At 57.6% G+C, this 20,088-nt stretch carries 17 protein-coding genes; 13 read left to right on the forward strand and 4 right to left on the reverse strand.

Going from position 1 to position 20,088, the window contains the following annotated elements; translation table 11 throughout:
• Together SO180_RS32125 and SO180_RS32130 are read right to left on the reverse strand one after the other, a co-directional pair.
• On the reverse strand, nucleotides 1-204 hold a 204-nt coding region (locus SO180_RS32125; RefSeq protein WP_449382836.1), incomplete at its 3' end, for an oligosaccharide flippase family protein.
• 429 nt (nucleotides 205-633) lie between these two features.
• Complete coding sequence (locus SO180_RS32130) at nucleotides 634-1,980, reverse strand: glycoside hydrolase family 16 protein (RefSeq protein WP_449382870.1); 1,347 nt, start codon at nucleotides 1,978-1,980, stop codon at nucleotides 634-636.
• A gap of 244 nt (nucleotides 1,981-2,224) precedes the next feature.
• On the opposite strand from SO180_RS32130, the gene SO180_RS32135 reads away from it, so the two are divergent.
• Both SO180_RS32135 and SO180_RS32140 read left to right on the forward strand, forming a co-directional pair.
• On the forward strand, nucleotides 2,225-3,532 hold the full coding sequence (locus tag SO180_RS32135; protein ID WP_449382837.1) for a hypothetical protein: 1,308 nt from the start codon (nucleotides 2,225-2,227) through the stop codon (nucleotides 3,530-3,532).
• 40 nt (nucleotides 3,533-3,572) lie between these two features.
• Nucleotides 3,573-4,358 (forward strand): FkbM family methyltransferase, encoded by a 786-nt coding sequence (locus tag SO180_RS32140; protein WP_449382838.1) that lies wholly within the window; start codon nucleotides 3,573-3,575, stop codon nucleotides 4,356-4,358.
• Nucleotides 4,359-4,374: 16 nt separating this feature from the next.
• Here SO180_RS32140 and SO180_RS32145 read toward each other — a convergent pair whose 3' ends face one another.
• Entirely contained in the window at nucleotides 4,375-5,445 is a 1,071-nt protein-coding gene (locus tag SO180_RS32145) for a glycosyltransferase family 2 protein (RefSeq protein WP_449382839.1), read from the reverse strand.
• Between the two features lie 302 nt (nucleotides 5,446-5,747).
• Between SO180_RS32145 and SO180_RS32150 the strand changes: the two genes are divergently transcribed.
• From SO180_RS32150 to SO180_RS32200, 11 genes are all read left to right on the forward strand, one after another.
• Nucleotides 5,748-6,245, forward strand: coding sequence for a hypothetical protein (locus SO180_RS32150; protein ID WP_449382840.1), 498 nt, complete (start codon nucleotides 5,748-5,750; stop codon nucleotides 6,243-6,245).
• A gap of 376 nt (nucleotides 6,246-6,621) precedes the next feature.
• Entirely contained in the window at nucleotides 6,622-8,541 is a 1,920-nt protein-coding gene (locus tag SO180_RS32155) for an HAD-IIIC family phosphatase (RefSeq protein ID WP_449382841.1), read from the forward strand.
• Nucleotides 8,542-8,591: 50 nt separating this feature from the next.
• Nucleotides 8,592-10,031: an MBOAT family O-acyltransferase gene (locus SO180_RS32160; RefSeq protein ID WP_449382842.1), complete on the forward strand. Its 1,440-nt coding sequence runs from the start codon at nucleotides 8,592-8,594 to the stop codon at nucleotides 10,029-10,031.
• Nucleotide 10,032: 1 nt separating this feature from the next.
• The gene (locus tag SO180_RS32165; RefSeq protein WP_449382843.1) at nucleotides 10,033-11,178 is read left to right on the forward strand and encodes a hypothetical protein; all 1,146 of its coding nucleotides are present in this window, start codon (nucleotides 10,033-10,035) and stop codon (nucleotides 11,176-11,178) included.
• Between the two features lie 41 nt (nucleotides 11,179-11,219).
• The gene (locus tag SO180_RS32170) at nucleotides 11,220-11,459 is read left to right on the forward strand and encodes an acyl carrier protein (protein WP_449382844.1); all 240 of its coding nucleotides are present in this window, start codon (nucleotides 11,220-11,222) and stop codon (nucleotides 11,457-11,459) included.
• Between the two features lie 10 nt (nucleotides 11,460-11,469).
• Complete coding sequence (locus tag SO180_RS32175) at nucleotides 11,470-11,907, forward strand: VOC family protein (RefSeq protein WP_449382845.1); 438 nt, start codon at nucleotides 11,470-11,472, stop codon at nucleotides 11,905-11,907.
• A 189-nt stretch (nucleotides 11,908-12,096) separates the two neighbouring features.
• Complete coding sequence (locus SO180_RS32180; protein ID WP_449382846.1) at nucleotides 12,097-13,080, forward strand: NAD-dependent epimerase/dehydratase family protein; 984 nt, start codon at nucleotides 12,097-12,099, stop codon at nucleotides 13,078-13,080.
• A gap of 648 nt (nucleotides 13,081-13,728) precedes the next feature.
• On the forward strand, nucleotides 13,729-16,149 hold the full coding sequence (locus SO180_RS32185) for a polysaccharide biosynthesis tyrosine autokinase (protein WP_449382847.1): 2,421 nt from the start codon (nucleotides 13,729-13,731) through the stop codon (nucleotides 16,147-16,149).
• Between the two features lie 90 nt (nucleotides 16,150-16,239).
• Complete coding sequence (locus SO180_RS32190) at nucleotides 16,240-16,884, forward strand: hypothetical protein (RefSeq protein ID WP_449382848.1); 645 nt, start codon at nucleotides 16,240-16,242, stop codon at nucleotides 16,882-16,884.
• Between the two features lie 94 nt (nucleotides 16,885-16,978).
• Complete coding sequence (locus tag SO180_RS32195; protein ID WP_449382849.1) at nucleotides 16,979-18,409, forward strand: O-antigen ligase family protein; 1,431 nt, start codon at nucleotides 16,979-16,981, stop codon at nucleotides 18,407-18,409.
• Nucleotides 18,410-18,479: 70 nt separating this feature from the next.
• Nucleotides 18,480-19,112 carry a hypothetical protein gene (locus SO180_RS32200; protein ID WP_449382850.1) on the forward strand — a complete coding sequence of 211 codons (633 nt, stop codon included), beginning with the start codon at nucleotides 18,480-18,482 and terminating at the stop codon, nucleotides 19,110-19,112.
• Between the two features lie 108 nt (nucleotides 19,113-19,220).
• Here SO180_RS32200 and SO180_RS32205 read toward each other — a convergent pair whose 3' ends face one another.
• Nucleotides 19,221-20,060 (reverse strand): sugar transferase, encoded by an 840-nt coding sequence (locus SO180_RS32205; protein WP_449382851.1) that lies wholly within the window; start codon nucleotides 20,058-20,060, stop codon nucleotides 19,221-19,223.
• Nucleotides 20,061-20,088: the final 28 nt, after the last annotated feature.

Here is a 20,088-nt window from a genome sequence, read left to right on the forward strand (position 1 = left end):
GTGGTGGATTAGCGCCGATGTCAGGGACAGCTCGGTCATCGACGCCAGAATAGCAATGATCGCCGTCGCGACGGCGACCAGACCGAAATCCTCCGGCGTGAGCATCCTCGCCAATATCAGCGTGTTCAGGAAGCCAAGCGTGGCGACCACCACCCGACTCACGCCGATCCAGGCAGCTCCGATGGCGATTGAACTCTTCGACAACGGAGGCGCCGCTTTCGCACCGACAGCGACCATTTTTCAATGCTCGTTCATTGACAGATGGTTTCCAGCGCGAGCAAACGCCGCGTCACGGCTGCCGAATTGAAGCGGCGCCTTTCGCATCAGCACTTCTTCCTCGATGGCCCGCAGCCAGGAATGCGGATGTTCACTTCTCCACGTGCGATGACCGCAAAGCCGGCTAGGGCTGCCGCGCAATGCGCCACGAAGGATTTGCCTGACGGCGCGAACCTTAGAGTTCATGGACGACTACCATTGCAAGATAACGCCTCTGGCAGGAAGCCGCATCGCGCGCTTTCCTGCCACAGACAGAACAAAACCCAGACCGACCTGCGGGCAGCCGACCGCAATCGGCGTCACTCGGCTTGATCCAGATCACACAAAGTTGTGCTCGCGCTGGATACACGGTTCCGGTCAGCGGCGCACATGCAGCGACAATAGGCGGCAAGATCTGGCTTTTTTGGGTTGGATCACCTGAGTGTCGCAGGCAACGGGAACTTCTTTGGGGCCGACCTCGCCCGCGACTTCGGCCGTGAGCTTGCTGCCCAGAATATAGTTCCCTTCACGAGGCAAAGCCGGCAGCGCCAATTCGATCACGCTGGCGCCATCTTCCCCTTCCTTGCGAGAGACCTGCTGCAGCGGCTTCCTGGCCGATGCGACCACGGCGCCGGTTGTTTCGTCGAAGACGTACGTTTGAAGCGTTCGATTTGTCGGATAGTCTTCCGGAACCTTGATCGGAATTTCGACCTTGAGCGGGTCGGTTGTGCTTAGCGACAATACTCCGGCATTCGGCTGCTTGTCCGCCACGACCTTCGTCACGTTGAGGAATGTCGGCTTGGGCATGTCGTTGAGCGCTGCCGTGTATCCAAAATCCGTTGGATCCGGCGTCACCTCGCTCGGACCGCATTTTCGGCCTCCACGCGCGGAGGACGTGAACTGGCAGACCCGAACGTAGTCGATCTTGAACGCCTGCGGGAAAGCCGCGTCATCGATTCCATGCCGGCCCGCCCAGCCCGCTCCACCGACGGCAAAGTTGAGATCGACGTGTGCAGGCGGCCCCAGTTGGCCGTCCTTCCTGAGCCACTGGTACACGCGCGTGTAGACAAGGCGGCCGTCCCAGAAGAACGAAATGCGGTCAGGGGCCCAGACGAAGCCGGCAATATGCCAATCCTTGTTCAGGTCCTCCTTGCTGACCATGTCCTGAAACTTGAGCACGAACGAGCTGTCCACATACGTGTAGGACTGCGGCGTCCACTTGTCCTGGCTCATCGCGTTCGAGTGCAGCATGTTCGGCTTGTCTTCCACGCCGTTGATGACGTACTCGAAAATGTCGATCTCCGGCGGATGCCAAAACTTTCCATCGATGTCGTAATCGGCTTCGAGCCAGAATGCCGGCCACGATCCGCGCGCATTCGGAAGAAAGACCCGCGCTTCATAGTAGCCATAATAAAATGTCTGGTGGCTTCGGATCATCGCGGAATCGAACGTATCCGAGCCCCCGTTCTTTTTTGCGGTCAGGCTCAGTACACCCCCGGACACCACGTGGTCGTCGCGGTAGCGTTGCTTTTCGTCATTGAACCGGTCCATCGTTTCATTGTTGTAGATGTATCGGGTCGCCCATTTCGTTCGATCAAGCTTGTCGCCGTTGAACTCATCCGAAAACACCAGTTCCCAACCGGCACTGCGCGCAGGTCCAGCCGACGCGACAATCAGCACGATCGGAACAATACTCAAGATTTGTTTGCGCCAATCGGCAATCATCACTGATGTCTCCGGTCCGCGTTCGAACGAGTCTCATCGGAACTACATGCGAATATTGCGACACTTTTGCGTCGACATGGCATTGATTGCCAACTACGTTTCTCACGCTTTGAGGAACGATAGTGGCCACCATCTTCAGTTCCCGCCTGCAGCAAACAAAGGCCTTTGGGTCAATGGCACCCGGGCATGCCTGGAAGCAACACAACTTACCAAAAGGGCAGCATAAGTGACTTTTGATATGCCGATGAATGAGCTGTCTCCTGCCGGCCAAACATCGGCCATTCGGATGGAGATGGAACTGGACAGAGCCGGAAAAGCTGTGGTCTGGATCTCGGTGATATCTCCTCTCTTCTTGTCGCAAATTGCCTACAACCTGGGCACCTTTCCGATCTCGGCGGATCTCATCTCATACGCGTTATTTGCAACCTATCTCCTCGTCTCCGGCTACGTATCGCTGAGCGTTTTGTCATTGCTGCTATTCATCAGCGCGATCGCCTTGGCGGCTTTCCGCATGTCGTTTTCCGACACCTCGGGGACGTGGACGTCGCTCCTGCTTCTATCCGCCCTGTACGCGCCCTTCTGCTTCCGCTTGAGAAGCGCCCGCGATCCGCGGCCGGTGCAGGATTACATCCAGCGCACGTTCGTGACTGCGGCGACAGTGATTGCCGTGATTTCCATTGTTCAGATCGTCGCGGTAAACGCGGTGAAGAGTCCCTTCATCACGAATATTCACTTTGTGCTCCCCGAGGCGATACGGAGCGAGGGGGCTTATACCTATAGCCGCGAAGACGCAGGCTTGATAAAGGCAAACGGCTTCTTCCTTCGCGAATCATCGACTCTGTCCTTGGTGATGGCCCTCGCCATCATCCTCGAATATTGCACGAGGGCCAGGTGGCTCGTTCTCGGCGTTCTTGCGGGCGGGTTGGTCAGTTCGTTCTCCGGTTCGGGTGTCATCGGAATCATAGCCGGGCTTCTGCTTCCACGGTCGCCGGCCCGCATTCCAGTCTTCGTTGCATGTCTGGTCGGCGTGGTCGTCGTGCTGTTCACGCTTTACAGCGCCGACATTCCATATCTGAACGTCTGGCTGAATCGGCTCGACGAATTTACGATGCCGAATACGAGTGGCTACGCCCGCTTTGTAGCGCCGCTCGACATGATCGCGCACAGCTTCGACGACGGATTCTTTTCGACGTGGTTTGGCAACGGGGCCGGCAGCTACCTGCGGGAAATCGGCCTACTCAAAGTCAAGTACGAGGTGAATGATCCGACCTGGGCGAAACTCATTTACGAGTACGGGGTGCTTGGATTTGCGCTGGTTTTGTCAGTTTTCGTACTTCGGCTACATTCGAGCGACCTGCGGGTCGAGGCCTGCAACTACTTTCTGTTCACCTGGCTTGTTAGCGGGCAGCTGTTGAAGCCTGAATTTGCCGTTATCGTTTGGTTGTTGACGTTGGTGCCCAAGCGACATCGACGCTCCGGCGTTGCGAGGCCGGCAACCGCAAGCCATTTGCCCTGGCATCGCGGGGAAATGACACCGATGAAGATGGCATAGTCGTACCACTTCAGCGGAGACTGATGAGGGATCACAACCAATGAGCTTTTGGTATCACGTTGGCCTTAATATCGAGGATGTACGACTCTTCGGTCCTCGAATTCTTTTGCGCCACGTCGCACGGATAACCGGCGCGAATGCATCGCGCGTGTTCCTTCCTTCGATCGGCAGTGTCTACCTTCGTCCTCGCGAAAGCGACGTGTCGACGTTTCGGGACATCTTTGGTTCGCCGAAATATGCGGCCTATTGCTATCCAGCAGTGAGGGCCAGACTCGAGGCTTCGTATTCAGAAATCCTGCAGCGCGGCGCCAAGCCCGTAATCGTTGACGCAGGCGCCAATATCGGAGCGGCGTCGCTTTGGTTTCGGAAGGCCTTACCCGAGGCCTCCATCGTTGCCATTGAACCTGAGGAGAATAACGTCAAAATCCTCCAAAAGAATATCGGCGATCGCCCCAATACCTTTGTCGTCCAGGCTGCGATCGGCGTAGCCCCCGGCTTCGTCACGGTCACAAACTCCCAACTGTCCTGGGGCGCACGGACAAGCCGCTCCAACACGGGAGTACGCGTACTCACCGTTGATGACGCGCTGGCCATGGTACCGAACGGCGTCTTGCTCATCGTCAAAATCGACATTGAAGGCTTTGAACAGGAGCTCTTCTCGGAAAACACCGAGTGGATTGATCGCACAACAATGATCATCATAGAACCGCATGACTGGCTTATGCCTGGCAGGCGAACAAGCCGAACGCTTCAGAAGGCCATGGGTCGAAGAGATTTCGATATGATACTGGATGGCGAAAATATTGTGTATGTTCGTCCTGAATAGAGTCCGCTTCGCGTCCTTATCGGAGGACGCGAAGCCGCCTCAGCATTGACTTTATCCATTTTGGCCGTTCCGCGGGTACAAATCGCCAGCCCACGAGCTGACGCCCGAGACGTGATGGACTGACCAGCACGCAAACGATCCACAGCAGCAGCGAAACACTTTGTGAGGTCGAAAAGCCCTGCGGGTAAAAGAATGCCCTAAGTCCATCAGCCAAAATCGAGCTCGCAGTGTCTCGCGCGATGGGATGAATGTCAGGCCGCAACCGGTATGACGCCGTCCGCAGGCACAAGTATGTCAGGTTCCTGTTCAGAGCGTGCTGCCTCACTGGCAGGTTCATCGTCCGCGCCACCTCCAAAAAGAATTCGTAGCGCCGCCGCGTGAGGTCGATCTCTCTCGCAAAGCGCGTATCGTCCAATTGAAGGAAGGCCCCGTGATTGAGGCCATGTACGCGATAGTCTGCCAGCGGCTTGGTGATCGTCACGATATCGCCACACGCGGGAGCTGCCGCCAGAAGATAACTATCCGGCGCGCGATCGACAAAGTCGGATTCAAAGCCGAAAACACGCTCGACAAACCATCGCGGGTAGGCATTTCCCGACCCCGGCGGGGTCGGATAGGCACCGGTCGTTATCATCCAACTGCGGATGTCCTCTGAGGTCGGAGAGGAGAAGTACTGTGGCAGGACATTTCCAGTCGGCCGCCCCTTTGCGTCGATCACGCGCATCTGGAACTGATATTTGCTCGCGAGTTTCGACCAGACGGACGCAATCTCGGTCATCACATCGGGATGCAAGATATCATCCGAGTCGAGAAATATGATCACGTCGCCAGAGGATTTGCGAAGGCCGTTGACACAGGACGTCGTCTGACCTGCGTTCGGCTGGCTGATGACTGTGATCTCGTTGGCAAATTCGTTGATGACCGCAAGCGAATTGTCCGTCGAACCGTCATCGACAACGACCACGTCGACCTTCGGCCATCGTATGTCCAGTGCGCTGCGGATCGCAGATCCCACGTAAGCAGCGTAGTTGTGGTTCGGGATGATGACCGACAGACTCGGTACGGCCGCCAGTTCGGCGTCCCGCAACACAGTGTGTCCTGGCATCTCCTTCAACATTAGACGTCGATAATGCTCGCGTTGTGGATACTCATCATATGATGACCGGTAGAGTATCACAGTCGACGGGTGTTCGGTGGCCTGACATTGAAGAGTGCCGTCACCCCCTTTCAATCGCAAGGAAACGGCAGAAATTCGGTCACAGCAATTAGGGAACAATTCGTTCGTCATTCTGTTGCCGTAACTACAACCCTATCCTGCCGCCGACGAGCGCGGCATCCTGTCGAGCCGGCCTCAGCTGTCATCACATGTTAGATGCGATCATACGTCGGATGTGGTTCGTCCTGACCGATATCTATGCAGAGCGAGCAGTGAGGATGCGTAACAACCGATCAACGCGCACAGATCGTTACGTGGCGATGTGCATCGTGGTCGCTTCATCGCTACTTGCAGAGACGGCCGATGCTCAAATTTCCGGCTTCGGCCGCACATCTCAACCGATGTATGGCGGCTCAGGTATTTCCACTCGGCCCTCGAGTTCGATTCGGCCGATGGAAGGCACCTACGCTCCAAATCACAAGACGGTGGACGGAAAGCTTTGCATATCGGTCCACCCGTTGACGCATCCGCAAGCTAACAATTCCAAGATCGTCGACCAGATTGTCCTGGTTCAAAACATTTGCGGTGACGCCATCCGGGTTCAGGTTTGCTATGCCGGCAGCACCGATTGCATCATCGTTCCACTCGCAGGCTATCAGAAGCTGCAGAGAACGCTGGGGATCGCGGCCGGAGCACCGAACTTTCAATTCGAATATCGCGAGCTCTATTGAGCAAGCCAACGCAGCCGAGCAGCCACGAGTGATCGTCCTCACACCTCATCATGAGAAATACAATCGTTCTCGCGACGAATGCGCGAGCATCCGCTCGATATTGCCGTTTCCGCAGAGGAGCCGGATGGAACCGACGAGGTCGTCGCACGCACAGGTAGGTAACGATCTTGTTATCTCGGTCCGATGACTGGATACCCAACCAACTCCTGCCCCGATTTTTCGCCAAATCTACCAAATCTAAATGACGAGCCGTGGCGGGAACCGTACCGCGCTACGCGCAACTGCATATCAAGCGATCAGCCTTTGCGGGCTTGGCGCTTGCGTCGGAGGTCGTAAGCGGCCTTCGAGAATTAATGCCAAACAAGTGGGGGCGACCGTGTCCGTGGAACTGTATCGGCAATTGGCGTGGCTTCCAAAACCACCCTCTGATTTTGCGTCACGCTGCAGGGAATTTGCGAACAATTCTGGCGACTTGGGAAAACAAATCAGATTGCTGGCGACACACGCATTGGATGAACGCCAATCGTCGCGCTTGGGTCGCGTTATTAAGTCAGCTCAACAAAGTGGCCAATCGCTCGCCCCCCTGGTTCCATTTCGCCTCGGCCTGATCGGCAATGGCACGCTCGATCTTATCGTTCCGGTCCTGGTCGCAACGGCCGCGCGTCACGGCTTCGCGCTCGAATGCATCACAGGAGCGTATGACCAGTTTTTGCAGGATGCATTGACGCCGGAGTCAACCATGAACAAGGCGCGCCCCGATGCGGTCCTGGTCGCCCTCGATCATCGCGGACTCGCGCTGCAACCTTCTCCGGGCAACGAGCAGCTTGCAAACGAATCTATCGATGCCGCGATCGGACTTCTCGATTCGATCCGCGCCGGCATATCGCGCAACTGCGGCGCGCCGTGCATCGTCCAGACGTTGGCGCCGCCTCCCGAGGGGTTGTTCGGATCCTTTGACCGCGCGCTGACCGGAACAGCACGCAATCTGGTCGATCGTGTCAATCAGAGGATCAGCCAGTCGGTCCTGCAGTCGACCGACATGCTACTTGATGTTGCAGGCATGGCTGAGACGGTCGGGCTGGCCGATTGGCATTCCCCTGCCTTGTGGAATCTCGCGAAATTGCCATTCGCTGACGCCTTTGTGCCGCTTTACGCCGAACAGGTAGGGCGGATTATGGAGGCGATGCGCGGCAAGAGTCGCCGTTGTCTGGTACTCGATCTCGATAACACTATCTGGGGCGGCGTTATCGGAGACGACGGAATGGAGGGCATTCAGATTGCCCAAGGCGACGCGACCGGTGAGGCCCATCTTTCCGTGCAGCAACTCGCGCTCGCGCTACGTGCGCGCGGCATCGTTCTGGCGGTAAGCTCAAAGAATACCGACAGCGTCGCCAGAAGGCCGTTCAAGGAACACCCGGACATGCTCCTGAAGGAAGAGCATATCGCGGTATTCCAAGCCAATTGGAACGACAAGGCGACCAACATTCGCGCAATCGCGAAAGAACTCGCGCTCGGGCTCGATTCGTTTGTTTTCCTCGATGACAATCCGGTCGAACGCGAGCTTATCCGGCAAGAGCTTCCGGAGGTTGCCGTCCCCGAACTTGAGAGTGACCCGGCCACCTACGCGCGCACGTTGGCTGCGGCCGGGTATTTTGAAGCGATCAACTTCTCCGAAGAAGACCGCGCGCGCGCCGAAATGTATCAGGCCAATGCGCGCCGACTGAGCTTGCAGGGTCAAACCGTCGACCTCCAGTCTTATCTTCGATCGCTGGAAATGCGTATCGTCTTTGGCTCCTTCAATCGAACGACACGCGCCCGCCTCACCCAGCTCATCAACAAGAGCAATCAATTCAACTTGACGACGCGGCGCTACACCGAATCCCAAGTCGAGCAACTCGAAACGGATCCGGCCGCAATGACGCTGCACGCGAGGCTAATCGACAAATTCGGCGATAACGGTCTCATTTGTGTCGTGATTTGCCGGGCAACCGGTTTCGCACGATGGACGATCGATAGCTGGCTGATGAGCTGCCGCGTGTTAGGTCGTGGCGTGGAGCAGGCGGTGCTGGCAGAGATCGTACGCCGAGCGCGTGCCGCAGGCATCGAAACCCTCGAGGGCCACTACGTTCCAACCGATCGCAACGAGATGGTCCGTGAACACTACGGAAAGTTGGGTTTCATGCGCATAGATGATGGCTCTGACGCGAGCAGTCGTTGGGAGCTGGGCACGGACGTCGAATTGGAACAGTTGCCGATGACGGTCGAACAGGAAGAGTCGCAGCTTGAGCTGGCGTGATTGGAATCAATCTTGCAGTGCAATTTCAGACAGCTCCGAGCTTTCCATCGATGAGTCTCACATCGCCCATATTCTTCGCTTTCGTCGCAGCGACAATCGTCGCTTTCCACATCAGTGAGTCAGTTTTCTATCGGCGAGTGGTCCTTGCGGCCGCAAACGCCATATTCATCGCCAGCTATCTGACCGATTTCACACAAGTGTTGCCGCTGTTCGCCTTCCTGGCGCTCGGCTACGCTTGCGTGTGCATGCTTTATGTTTACCGAGCGTCTGTCGTGTTGGCATTCGGCGTCGTTGCCGTGCTCTGCTCTTATATTTACCTGAAACGCTTCTCTTTCTTCGATGGTCTTGGACACCTGCCGTTCCCCTACATGACCATCGGCTTGTCCTACATCCTGTTCCGGATATTGCACATCATGGTGGATGTCCGGTCGGGAGATCTGGTCGAGCGAATTGGCCCGTTCGCGTTTTTTCGCTACGCTTGCAATTTTCTGTGTTTCGTTTCCGGCCCCATCCAGCGCTATCAGGATTTCAGCGAGACGGACGGAAAGGCCGTGGGAAAGCCCGACACATCCAGTGTTTACGGCGCGTTTTCCAGAATCGTCACCGGCTACCTGAAATTCGTCATTATCGCCGCCACCGCCGACTACGCCTTCTCGTTCCTCAGCCCGCAATTGTTACAGGCGGCGCCTGTACCCTTCCTCAAGCTATGTGCGGTCTACGCCATGGCCGCGTCGTTCTACACGGTCTATCTCTATTTCAATTTCTCCGGATACATGGACATCGTGATCGGTATCGGGGGCCTCCTCGGACAGTCATTGCCGGAGAACTTCGACAAACCTTTCACGGCGAGCAGCTTCCTCGAATTCTGGCAGCGGTGGCACATGACGCTGTCACAGTGGTTCAAGTTCTATCTGTTCAACCCGCTTCTGATGTTTCTCATGGCATGGCTGCCCTCTCCTGCCCTGACCGCTTACCTGGGCGTCCTGGCATTCTTCATCACGTTCCTGGTCATGGGCGTGTGGCACGGCACTACGGCGGTATTCGTCATCTACGGCTTGCTGATGGGTGCAGGCGCGAGCATCAACAAGCTCTGGCAGGAGGCCTGCATCAAGCGATTGGGTAAAAAGCGCTATCGGGCGCTTACCGAATCCACCACCTACATCTACTTTGCCAGAGGCCTGACGGTCGGCTATTTCGCACTCGCTCTCACGTGCCTGTGGGTCACGGAGTTGCCTCAATTCACCGACCTGTTGGTACGCCTCGGTGTCGCCGGCGTACTAGGCACGTTCGTCGTATTGAGTGCAACGTTCGCAATAGCTGCTCTGGCTCTCGATCTGATCCGCGAGCGCGTACACATCCCGCTTTCTCTGTCGGCGATCCAGAGTGGGGAGATCGTCAGGAACTTAACCCTGGCAAGCAAGATGATGGCAATCGTCGCCGTCGCCACCCTGCTGCACAAGGCTCCGGACTTCGTCTACAAGGCGTTTTGAAGTGAAACACATCCTTCGACAGACCGCGCTGACCTTGTTGTCATTTGCCTTCCTTTACGCGCTGCTCGGCGGCGCATCGTTCCTGGTGTTTCAAGACCCTTCAGGAGGAGGCCCGAGGGATTTCCAAGCCGCGGAACGAACCCTCTACATGACGGTCCCGAAATATGTTGTCCTCGGCCGTAGCGTTCTGAATAACTCAGACAGGAAGGTCATTCTCGTCGGAGCGTCAAACACAAGCGTCGGCTTTCGACAAGCGATGGTGCAGGCGAATCTCGGCTGTGCCGCCGTGACCAATCTCGGGATGGGCGGCGCCAACATTTCCGAGGTCAAGCAAGTGATTGATCTGGTGCATGAAGTACAGAACGAGCAGAATCGCCGGCTCAACACCTTCGTCATTGGCACCTGGTTCGGCATGTTTGTCGATTCAGACGTGAGATATGCGGAAGGCGATCGCCATCGCGGGGAAACGGACGTCGATATCGAGCGATACCGATATGGCTTCTACCGACGCACGCCGGATGGAGCCGTCGCGGTGCTGCCGCCGAAATGGCTGGACTGGGGCACGACAGCGCTGCGTCCGTTCCTGCTTTTCGAAAAGATCGCGCGTGAAGCCAGAGCCGGCGTCAGTTTGGTCCTTACCGGACGGACTACCGCGCAGCGCACCGATGACGAGCGCGAGAGCGTCGTTATGTCAAAGCGGGAGCAGCAGGAGGCACTGGAGTATTGGAAAGTGAGCATGGGCGGCAAGGATGAGATTTCCCATGCGCAGGTCGACGTGCTGAAGGAAACCATCGAGGCGCTACTGGCCTCCGATGAGAAGGTCGTGCTTGTGGACCTGCCGATCCCTGCCTGGCATCGGGATGCCAGCCCTTACCAACAAGGTTACCAGGAAGCCCTGAAGGACGTAGTTCAGCAATTTGGCCACCGCCCGAACTTTGTGTCGCTGAGCATGGATGATCTCGACCAGAACCTGGACTACTCCGACGAGGTCCACGCCAAGCGGCACCTGGCTCAAGTATGGTCTACCAGGCTCGCCATGGTGCTGAACTCATTCGTCTGCCAGGAGAAAGAGAAGGACGATACAGAACCACCGGTCGCAACCCTCCAATCTTCCCAACGCGTATTGGCTGTCCCGAAATCCAATTGAGACGTGATCCGCGAGCCGACCACCATCAAAGGATAAGACAAATGGAAAATGCCCAGCTCTACAGCAAGCTCACTGCCATTTTTCGGGAGGTGTTTGACGAGGACGAATTGAATGTTACGCCGCAGACCACGGCAGATGACGTCGATGGCTGGGACAGCCTGTCCCACATCCGCCTGGTACTTGCGGTCTCGAAGGCATTCGGCGTGAAGTTTTCCGCTTCAGAAATTGGGAACCTTAAGAATGTCGGAGAGTTCGCCGCTCTAATCGAGAAGAAAGCATGAGAGCATAAAAGTGGGCCGTGTCGTTCCTGCACTAGCTGGACTTGCCTTCCATCATCTGGGACTCGCGGTCGCATCCCCTGAAGCCGCGTTTCAGTTCCTGGCTTCGATCGGCTACACCCCGGGAAACTCGGCCTTTGATCCCATACAACGGGTCAACCTCGCCATGCAGCATCATCCCCTCATGCCCGATGTCGAAGTGATCTGGCCGAGTGAGGGCCCCTCTCCGATCGACAACCTTGTCCAGCGAACCGGTTCCATGATCTATCATTTGTGCTACGCCTGCCCAAATGCCGAACTGGCACTCGAGTCCCTGGCTGCCTCCGGAATCGAAATCGTTCCCGTGAGTTCCCCCGCGCCGGCGGTCTTGTTTGGAGGCCAGAAAGTGTCGTTCCATCATATTGCCGGCTTCGGCCTCATCGAGATGCTGGAGACCGGCGTCCCAGTCTGACCTCTAATCATCCGATCGAAAGGATACCGTCAGACGAATGACCACCGATCTCTACCACATTACCCCAGTCGCACAGCCCGAATTCTACGCGGCTTTGGCGTGTCTCGCGTCCTCCGGCACTCGCACGCTCTGACCGCAAATTCGTCGCACTTGATCCAGTAGGCTTCACGCACTTTGGCCCGAACCATAATGTCCAATCCTACCCAAGCTATCGTGTTCGGCGGCGCAGGCTTCATCGGTACACATCTGATGACGCGGTTGGTCGCTTCCGGGAGCTACGACCGGATCGTCGCAGTCGATATCGGCAAGCCAAGGGCGCGCGTCGATGGCGTTGAATATGTCCATCATGACGTCCGTGAGCCGATCGATCCGAAGGTCGGAGACGGAATGCCTGCCGACATCTTCAACCTGGCTGCGATTCACGTCACCCCGGGTCACCCGGAGGGTGACTACTATTATACAAATGTGCTGGGCGCCGTGAACGTCTGCCGATTTGCGAGGGAGACGGGCAGCCGGAGTATAGTCTTCACCAGCTCGATATCGATCTACGGTCCCACCGAAGCCCCGCTTGACGAGGATGCGACACCGGCGCCGGTCAGCGCCTATGGACGCTCCAAACTCTCGGCCGAGGCGATCCATCGTCTGTGGCAATCGGAAGCCTCGGACAGACGGCTCACTATCGTTCGCCCCGCTGTAATTTACGGACACCACGAGCGGGGCAATTTCACGCGATTGTCGCGGCTTCTCGAAAGACGTGCCTTCATCTATCCCGGCCGAACCGACACTATCAAGTCGTGCGGCTACGTGAAGGACTTGGTCTCGTCGATGTTCTTCATGGCGTCTCGCAACGACAGCTTATCGATCTACAATTTCTGCTACGAGCAACGCTACACGATCAGCGAGATCTGTTCGGCATTCTCCAAAGCTGCCAAATACACAAAGCCAACGATCACGATTCCGGTATGGCTAATGAATCTCGCCGTGCTTCCATTCGAGATGCTGCACGCTGTCGGCATCAAGACGGGCATCAATCGCGACCGAATCAGGAAGTTGTGGTTTTCCACGAACATTATGCCGAAGCGCCTCGTCGCCAGCGGCTTCAAGTTCGAATACGACCTGGCAAGCTCGCTTGCGGAATGGAAGCGGGAATCCTCCATCGAGGATTTTGATTGAGATATCGACGGCCTGACTGTTTCACGATCAATTCGGTGGAACTTCGGAACAGTCGTTCGCCCTGGTGGCGGGTGTTCCCAAGCCGGGCTTTTTCGCATCGGGCCGTTCGTGGTTGATCGCAGCGAACGGGCAGGATTCACTTCCCCCCACTGCGGTTTTTCGATCCGTTGCCCGCCCCGTCACACTCAGGCCGATATTGCATCGCAGAATTTACGAGTTCGTCGGCGCCGGTTCCATTTAGTCGGCATGGGACTTGCTCGATCTCTATCCAACAGATCGGCGAACCAATGATCTTCCAAGGCGGTGCAGGTCATCCTGACTGACAGTCGCAGCCCTGGGCGGGTTAGCGGAGATGCGCATTATGACGACTTTGCGGCGAACGGAACCGATCGCGCCCGGCAGCGTTGCCGAAACTTCCTTGGCCAACAACTTGTCAAACAATCCGACTAGCTATTCCATCGATGTCGGCGGCGGCACCGGTCAACTCACGAGCGCAGCGATCTCGACTACCGTATCCGCCGTGTCGAACTCTTGCTGACGTCAGGCAGTTCGCTCCGGCGCGTTACACGCTCACAGATTCAGCGCGGGGGCACGGCCAGGCTGATGCCATACATCGCAAATCACAATAGGTTCACGTAGGCGAGCCGGATGCTTCAAACAAAAATCACATCTCGCGAGATCGACTCCACTGCGCCCGAGGCCCCATCGCTGGAGCAGACGATCTCCTCTGCGCTTGCGCTGTTCAGCCGGCAGTATCCCGTGATCATTTTCACGTTGCTCCTGTGCATCTTTCTTGCCGGCGTCTACGTGTTCACGGCGACGAAACGATATACCGGCACGGCCATCCTGATGATCGACAGCCGCAAGATGCAGGGCCTGCAGACGCAGGCTACGACAAGCGGCGGCGACAATCCGATCGATTCGGCGATGGTCGACAGTCAGGTCGAACTCCTCAAGTCCGAGGCGATCGCTTCCAAGGTCATCAAGGACCTGAAGCTTGTCGAGTCGCCCGAGTTTATGAGCGACGGCGGCGGCGGAGTGCTCGGTAGCATCAGCGACGCGATTTTCCGACTTTTTTCGGAGTCGAAGCCACCCACGGAAGACCAACTGCTGCGTGCAGCTCTCGCGCGCTTTGCAGGCGGCCTCAGCATCAAACGCGTCGGCGTGAGCTATGTTATCGAGATCGCCTTTCAGGCGTTGTCGCAGGAGCAGGCCGCGCAGATCGCCAACGCGGTCGCCGACGGCTATATCGTGGACTCGCTGGAGTCGAAATATCAGGCGTCCAGGCGCGCGGCGGTCTGGCTGCAGGACCGATTGAAGGAGTTGCGGTCGCAAGCATCCACCGCCGAACGCGCGGTCGCCGACTTCAAGGCCAAGAACAACATCGTCGACGCAGGTGGGAGACTACTGACCGAGCAGCAACTCGCCGAAATCAACACTTCGCTGACAACGGCCCGTAGCCAGCGAGCCGAGGCACAAGCCAAGCTCGAACGCATCACCACGATTTTGAATGCGGACACTGAGGATTCGACGGTCATTCTGAACGACCTCGCGACCGTGAGCGAAACGATGGCTAACCCGGTCATCACCAAATTGCGACAGACCTACCTCGAGTACAACGCCAAGCAGGCAGATTGGTCGAACCGATATGGATCGACCCATCTGGCCGTCGTCAATTTGCGCAACCAGATGCGTGAAATCCGGCGCTCGATTATCGATGAGCTGCGACGTACGGCCGAGGTCTACAAGAGCGACCTTGAAATCGCCAAGGCGCGAGAAGAGTCCAGCCAGAAGAGCTTGAACGAAACCATCGCGGTGTCGAACAACACCAGCCAGGCCCAGATCGTCCTGAGGGATCTCGAAAGTAACGCGCAGAGCGCCCGCGCCCTGTCTGACAACTTCCTGCAGCTGTACATGGTCTCGGTTCAGCAGCAATCGTTTCCCATTACTGAAGCGAGGGTGATCACCCAGGCCGCGTCGACTCTTCCCAACAAGACGTCGCCAAAGACGACACTCATCCTGCTCGCAGCGTTCGTAGGCGGATCGATTCTCGCGAGCATCGTCGCGATGTTGCTCGACATGATGGATCGCGTCTTCCGAACTGTTTCCCAGGTCGAGCAATTCGTGCAGACCAGCTGTCTGGCCTCAATCCCTGTCATAGAGCAAGGTGTGGTCAACGCCCTTCCCGCGCAACCGCGCAAGGCGGCATGGCGATTCGGTAAACGCGGCAAGCCCAAGCCGCAGCAGGCGCCGCCTGGAAACGGCGGATCCGGCACGACCTCGCCACTCTCGGGATCGGCGGCGGGTTCCGGTCATCCGCAGCCACACCGCGACCGTCTGCTTTCGACCGAGGAGAGCGTCGGGCGGTACGTGATCAACGCCCCGTTTTCGCGCTTCGCAGAAGGGTTTCGGTCCATCAAGCTGGCCAGTGATCTTGCAAATTACGGTTCGGCGTCCAACAAGGTTTTGGGGATTACCTCAGCCCTTCCGAACGAGGGCAAATCAACCATCAGCGAAGCCCTGGCTCAGACGTTGGCCCAAAGCGGCTGCCGTACCCTGCTGATCGACGGCGACATTCGCAATCCAAGCCTCACCGCAAGGCTTACGCCAACTGCACAGGCTGGCTTGATCCACGTCGTCGTCGGTCAGGCCGACTGGAAGGAAGTGGTCTGGATCGACCCCCAGACAAATCTGCATTTTCTTCCTTGTGCGGTCACATCGCGTTTCCCGAATTCGAGCGACCTTTTGGCCTCGCAGGAGATGGAAAACCTGTTCCAACAGCTACGCCAACACTACGATCGCATCGTTCTCGACCTTAGTCCGCTGGCGCCGGTCGTCGACGTTCGGGCGACCAGGGGGCTGGCTAACTCCTATATTCTCGTCATCGAATGGGCGAAGTCTAAGGTGGATATCGTCGAGCGCGTGCTAGGTGAAACGCCGATCGTGCGCGAGCGTCTGCTGGGTGCAGTTCTTAACAAGGTGAACGTGTCGGTGATGAGCCGCTACGATACATACGGCGCAGCCTACTATCGCAATCGATACTACAAGAGGTATGGTTACGTCGATTGACGTTCAAGCTTGGCTTGATGCTATCGCCCCACAACATCACGGTGTCATGCGGCGCGATGGATTATGTTTTAACAGGCCTTAGAGTACGACATGAAGAATTCGACTCCGGCGGAGGTTACGTCTGCGTTCATGATGATGCGCATAATCTTGCTCTGCGCTGGTGTCTTGGTGTTGCCGTATGGTTCCGGCCGAGCCGAGCCGCTGCGTCCGGGTATTCTGAACTGCGCGTCTGGCGTCGACGCCGAGCAGCGTCGACGTTGCGACGAAGAGGCGCTCAGGCAGGTCGAGGCCGGCAGCCAGTCGACACAGCTTGAGGGCGGTTGGCGATTGGTCAAGAGCAGAAATCCCGACGGTGGCGCCGACGCCATTTCAGTGATGCACGTCGTCGATGGCGCCAAATCGGATGCGCGCCTTGCGGGCTTGAACTTGCAATGCGGTAAGGACGGCATCGAAGTTGTGCTCATCGTTCTCGAACCCCTGTCCCGCTCGACGCAACCGAACGTGACCCTGATAGCAGGAGAAAAGCAGGCAGAGTTCCAAGCAACGGTGATCCAGGGCGGAGTGGCGCTGCTACTGCCCGCCGATGCCTCCAAGCTTGCTGCCAGCGACTGGCAGAACGCAAACGAGCTTGCCGTCGAAATCGGAACCAAGCCGAGCGCCATCCGCGGGGCGGTGCCAATCGCCGGACTGGCTACGGCCCTACGTTACTTGCTGCAAAACTGCCATGCCCGGTAATTCAATCATGCCCATCAATCCCGCAAATCGACTGCATTCGGCCCGGTGGCGCGCCACCGACCGATGATCAGTCACATTCTCAACGAACAGCGCAATGAGCAAGACTGCGTTAGATTCACATGTTCGCCTATGGGATAGGCGCCAACGTGAGCCCTTTGCCGCGGTGAACTCCATTTCCCCTTCGAAGTCTCGCGGCTTGTCGATCGCTCATTACCTTCTAATCACATTGCTGGCCGCGGCTCCGATCTTGGCGATCGCAAACGGCGCCTTCGCACAGCATATGGTTGCGCTCGTTGCCGCCATGACTATGGCCATGGCGGCAAGGTCGCCGCAGGCCGAACTCGCGTCTGCTGCACAATTGCTGAAGCAATTTTTGCCCGTGGTCCTGCTTCCGATCGTCTGGATGGCGCTGCAAATTTTTCCGGCGCCCACTGTTTCGCTTGCAAACCAAATCTGGTCGGCGACTTCGGTCGCATTGAACCAGCCATCCCTACCTGGCCGCATCAGCGTTGCCCCCGGCGCAACGTTGCAGAGCTTGTTTCACTATCTGGTTGCTGTGTCGCTGGTGGTGTCGACCGTCATCATCACCAAGGATCGCCACAGGGCCGAAACGATCCTGTTCGCGTTGTGCGCGGTAACGACCTTCATGTCGATCGAGGTCCTGCTCCACCGATTCGGTTTGTTCACCGGCATGATTTCCGGGACGAGCGCCGCTACGAGCCCATTTTCGGCAGCAGCTGCGCTCGCAGTATTGGCAAATGGTGCGCTCGTTGCCCGGGCACTCGAACATCACCTGCACCAACAGGACATCCACAATCTGGCCTCGCTCCAGCTGTGGGTCGGGGTTCTTTCCGGTCTGTTCGGAATTGCCGTGGCGTTCGCCGCTATGGCGACCCTCGAACGAGGCGCCTTGCTGGCGGTCACTGGCTGGGGATTGACTGTCCTCGTCTTCATCGCCGCTGTCCGCCGCTTGGGATTTCGCTCCTGGCCATCGGCGATCTTGTTTTCAATCCTTGCAGCAATGGCCGGCCTCATGGCGCTACCGCACTCTCAATCCGGTGGTTCGAGCCTCCTTGGATTCGCCAACCTCTCCCCGGAAGCGGTCGCACCGGTAAAACACCTGCTCTCTGATGCACCGTTGTTGGGGAATGGCATCGGAACATTTGGGCTGACGTCGATGGCCTATCAGGAGTTTGGCGTTGGAGCGTTGGCGATACCTCCTTCCACCGCAATCATGATCGCTATCGAGTCGGGACGACTGGCGATTGTGGTCCTGGCAGGCTTCGCCGCCCAGCTCTTCTTCGTTAGCTTTCGCGGCGCCGTACGGCGAGGACGCGATTTCTTTTTCGCGGCTGCCGCGGCCGCCGGCATTCTGGTCGTACTCTGCGAGAGTTTCCTCGATTCTAGTCTCTCAAGCCCGACGATCCAGATCGTCGTGGCAGTGATGGTCGGACTTGGACTTGCACAATCGGTGGGCCGGACCAGCGTGCGCCAACCGTTAGGCGACAGCAGGCTCGCGCCATGAGATTGCCTTACATCGAACTAGCCCGCCGAAAATGACCTCCTCACGCAGATTTCGCATTCTTCTGACTGCGTTGGCGCTGATCATCGGATCCCATGCGATGGTCTTGGCCATAGCAGAGGTGATGGCGTTGGAGCACACGACATTTCCTGCCGATGCAGCCAGGATTAGCTCGCGCTGGACTGAAGATCTGCCCTCCTCACTGGCAACGCTCTCTCCCTTCGGATCGGAGCTGGAGAGCAATCATGCCCTGATCGCCGCTCTGCAGGCGATCCAGTCTGGTCAGCAAAAGCCGGCGACCGTGCGATCGACAAAGCATGCAGACGCCATCGGCAGGGTCAGGCGGACGCTCTCAATCGCGCCTTACAATTCTGAACTGTGGCTGGCGCTGGCGCTGCTTCAGGCCCAACGCGACCCCCACGATCCCGTCGCGGTCGAGGCGCTGAAGATGGCTTATTATATCGCGCCAAACGACCAGCGCTTGATCCCAGTGCGGATCGACATAGCGAGCCGCTCCGATGCGCTGGCCATTCCGGACGTCAAGGACCTCGTACGCAACGATGTTCGGCTGATTTTGACCCGAGAGCCTGAATCGAAATCAGCACTCGTGTCGGCCTATCGGCGGGCATCAGACCTCGGCAAGGCTTTCCTGGAAGACGCTGTCGAATCGATCGATCCGTCATTCCTTGCGACACTGCGCGGCTGATTACGATGCGGTCAGCAGTCCATGCATGCTCGCCGTTTGACGACCGCTTCCCCTCTTGCTCTTCGATCCTAGTCGCGGCCTCGCCGAATGACGCGCGATCGACCGCTCTCAATCGGCTTCCTGATACATCAGCGCGACTGCGGTGCGGAAAATGATCCTGACGTCGAGCCAGATGCTCCAGTGCCTCACATACCAGGCCTCGCACTGCACGCGCTTCTCCATCAGGTCGACGGTGGGCGTCGCTCCCCCGAAGCCGTTGGCTTGGGCCCAATCGATCAGGCCGGGCTTCATTTGGTAGCGCCAGACGTATTTGCTGATTAAACGGTCATAGACCAGCGCATGCGGACGCGGCCCGACCAGGGAAACCTCACCCCGCAGCACGTTCCAGAGCTGGGGCAGCTCTTCAATGCTGGTCTTGCGCAAGAACTCTCCGACTCGCGTCACCCGCCCACCATTGGCTTGCGGGACCTTGGAGCCGTTCTCGGCCACGCCTATGCTGCGGAACCTCCAGATCTCGAACGGCTTGCCGTTGAGACCACGACGCGACTGGCGAAGAATGATCGGGCCCGGAGTTTCCAACTTGATCAGGATCGCCGTCGTGATGATCAGTGGTGCCAGCGCTACAAGGGTGACGGACGCACATCCGATATCGAGACAGCGCTTCTGAAATCGTTCGCGCACCGACAGGGAAGGCCTCTGAAGCTCAATAGCGACGGCTTCGCTGACTGGCAAAAGCGGCCGCGCGCTCGACTCCGCGATCGAGTAATCGCGACTCGGCTGCAGAATCGTCGGTCTCTGCAACTGAGTGCCGCAGTTCGGCTCCAATATGCGGAGTTCATCGGAGCGATACGCGCTCGCAGACATATCGAACCCTCCGCTCAGCGGCAACGGCCGCGTGAACCAAAAACCAACAAACACAACAAGTTTTGGCGAAAGGAACGAGCACAACGCGGAATGGGCTGCAACTGTTGCCCAT

Source organism: Bradyrhizobium sp. UFLA05-112 (genome assembly GCF_053572325.1).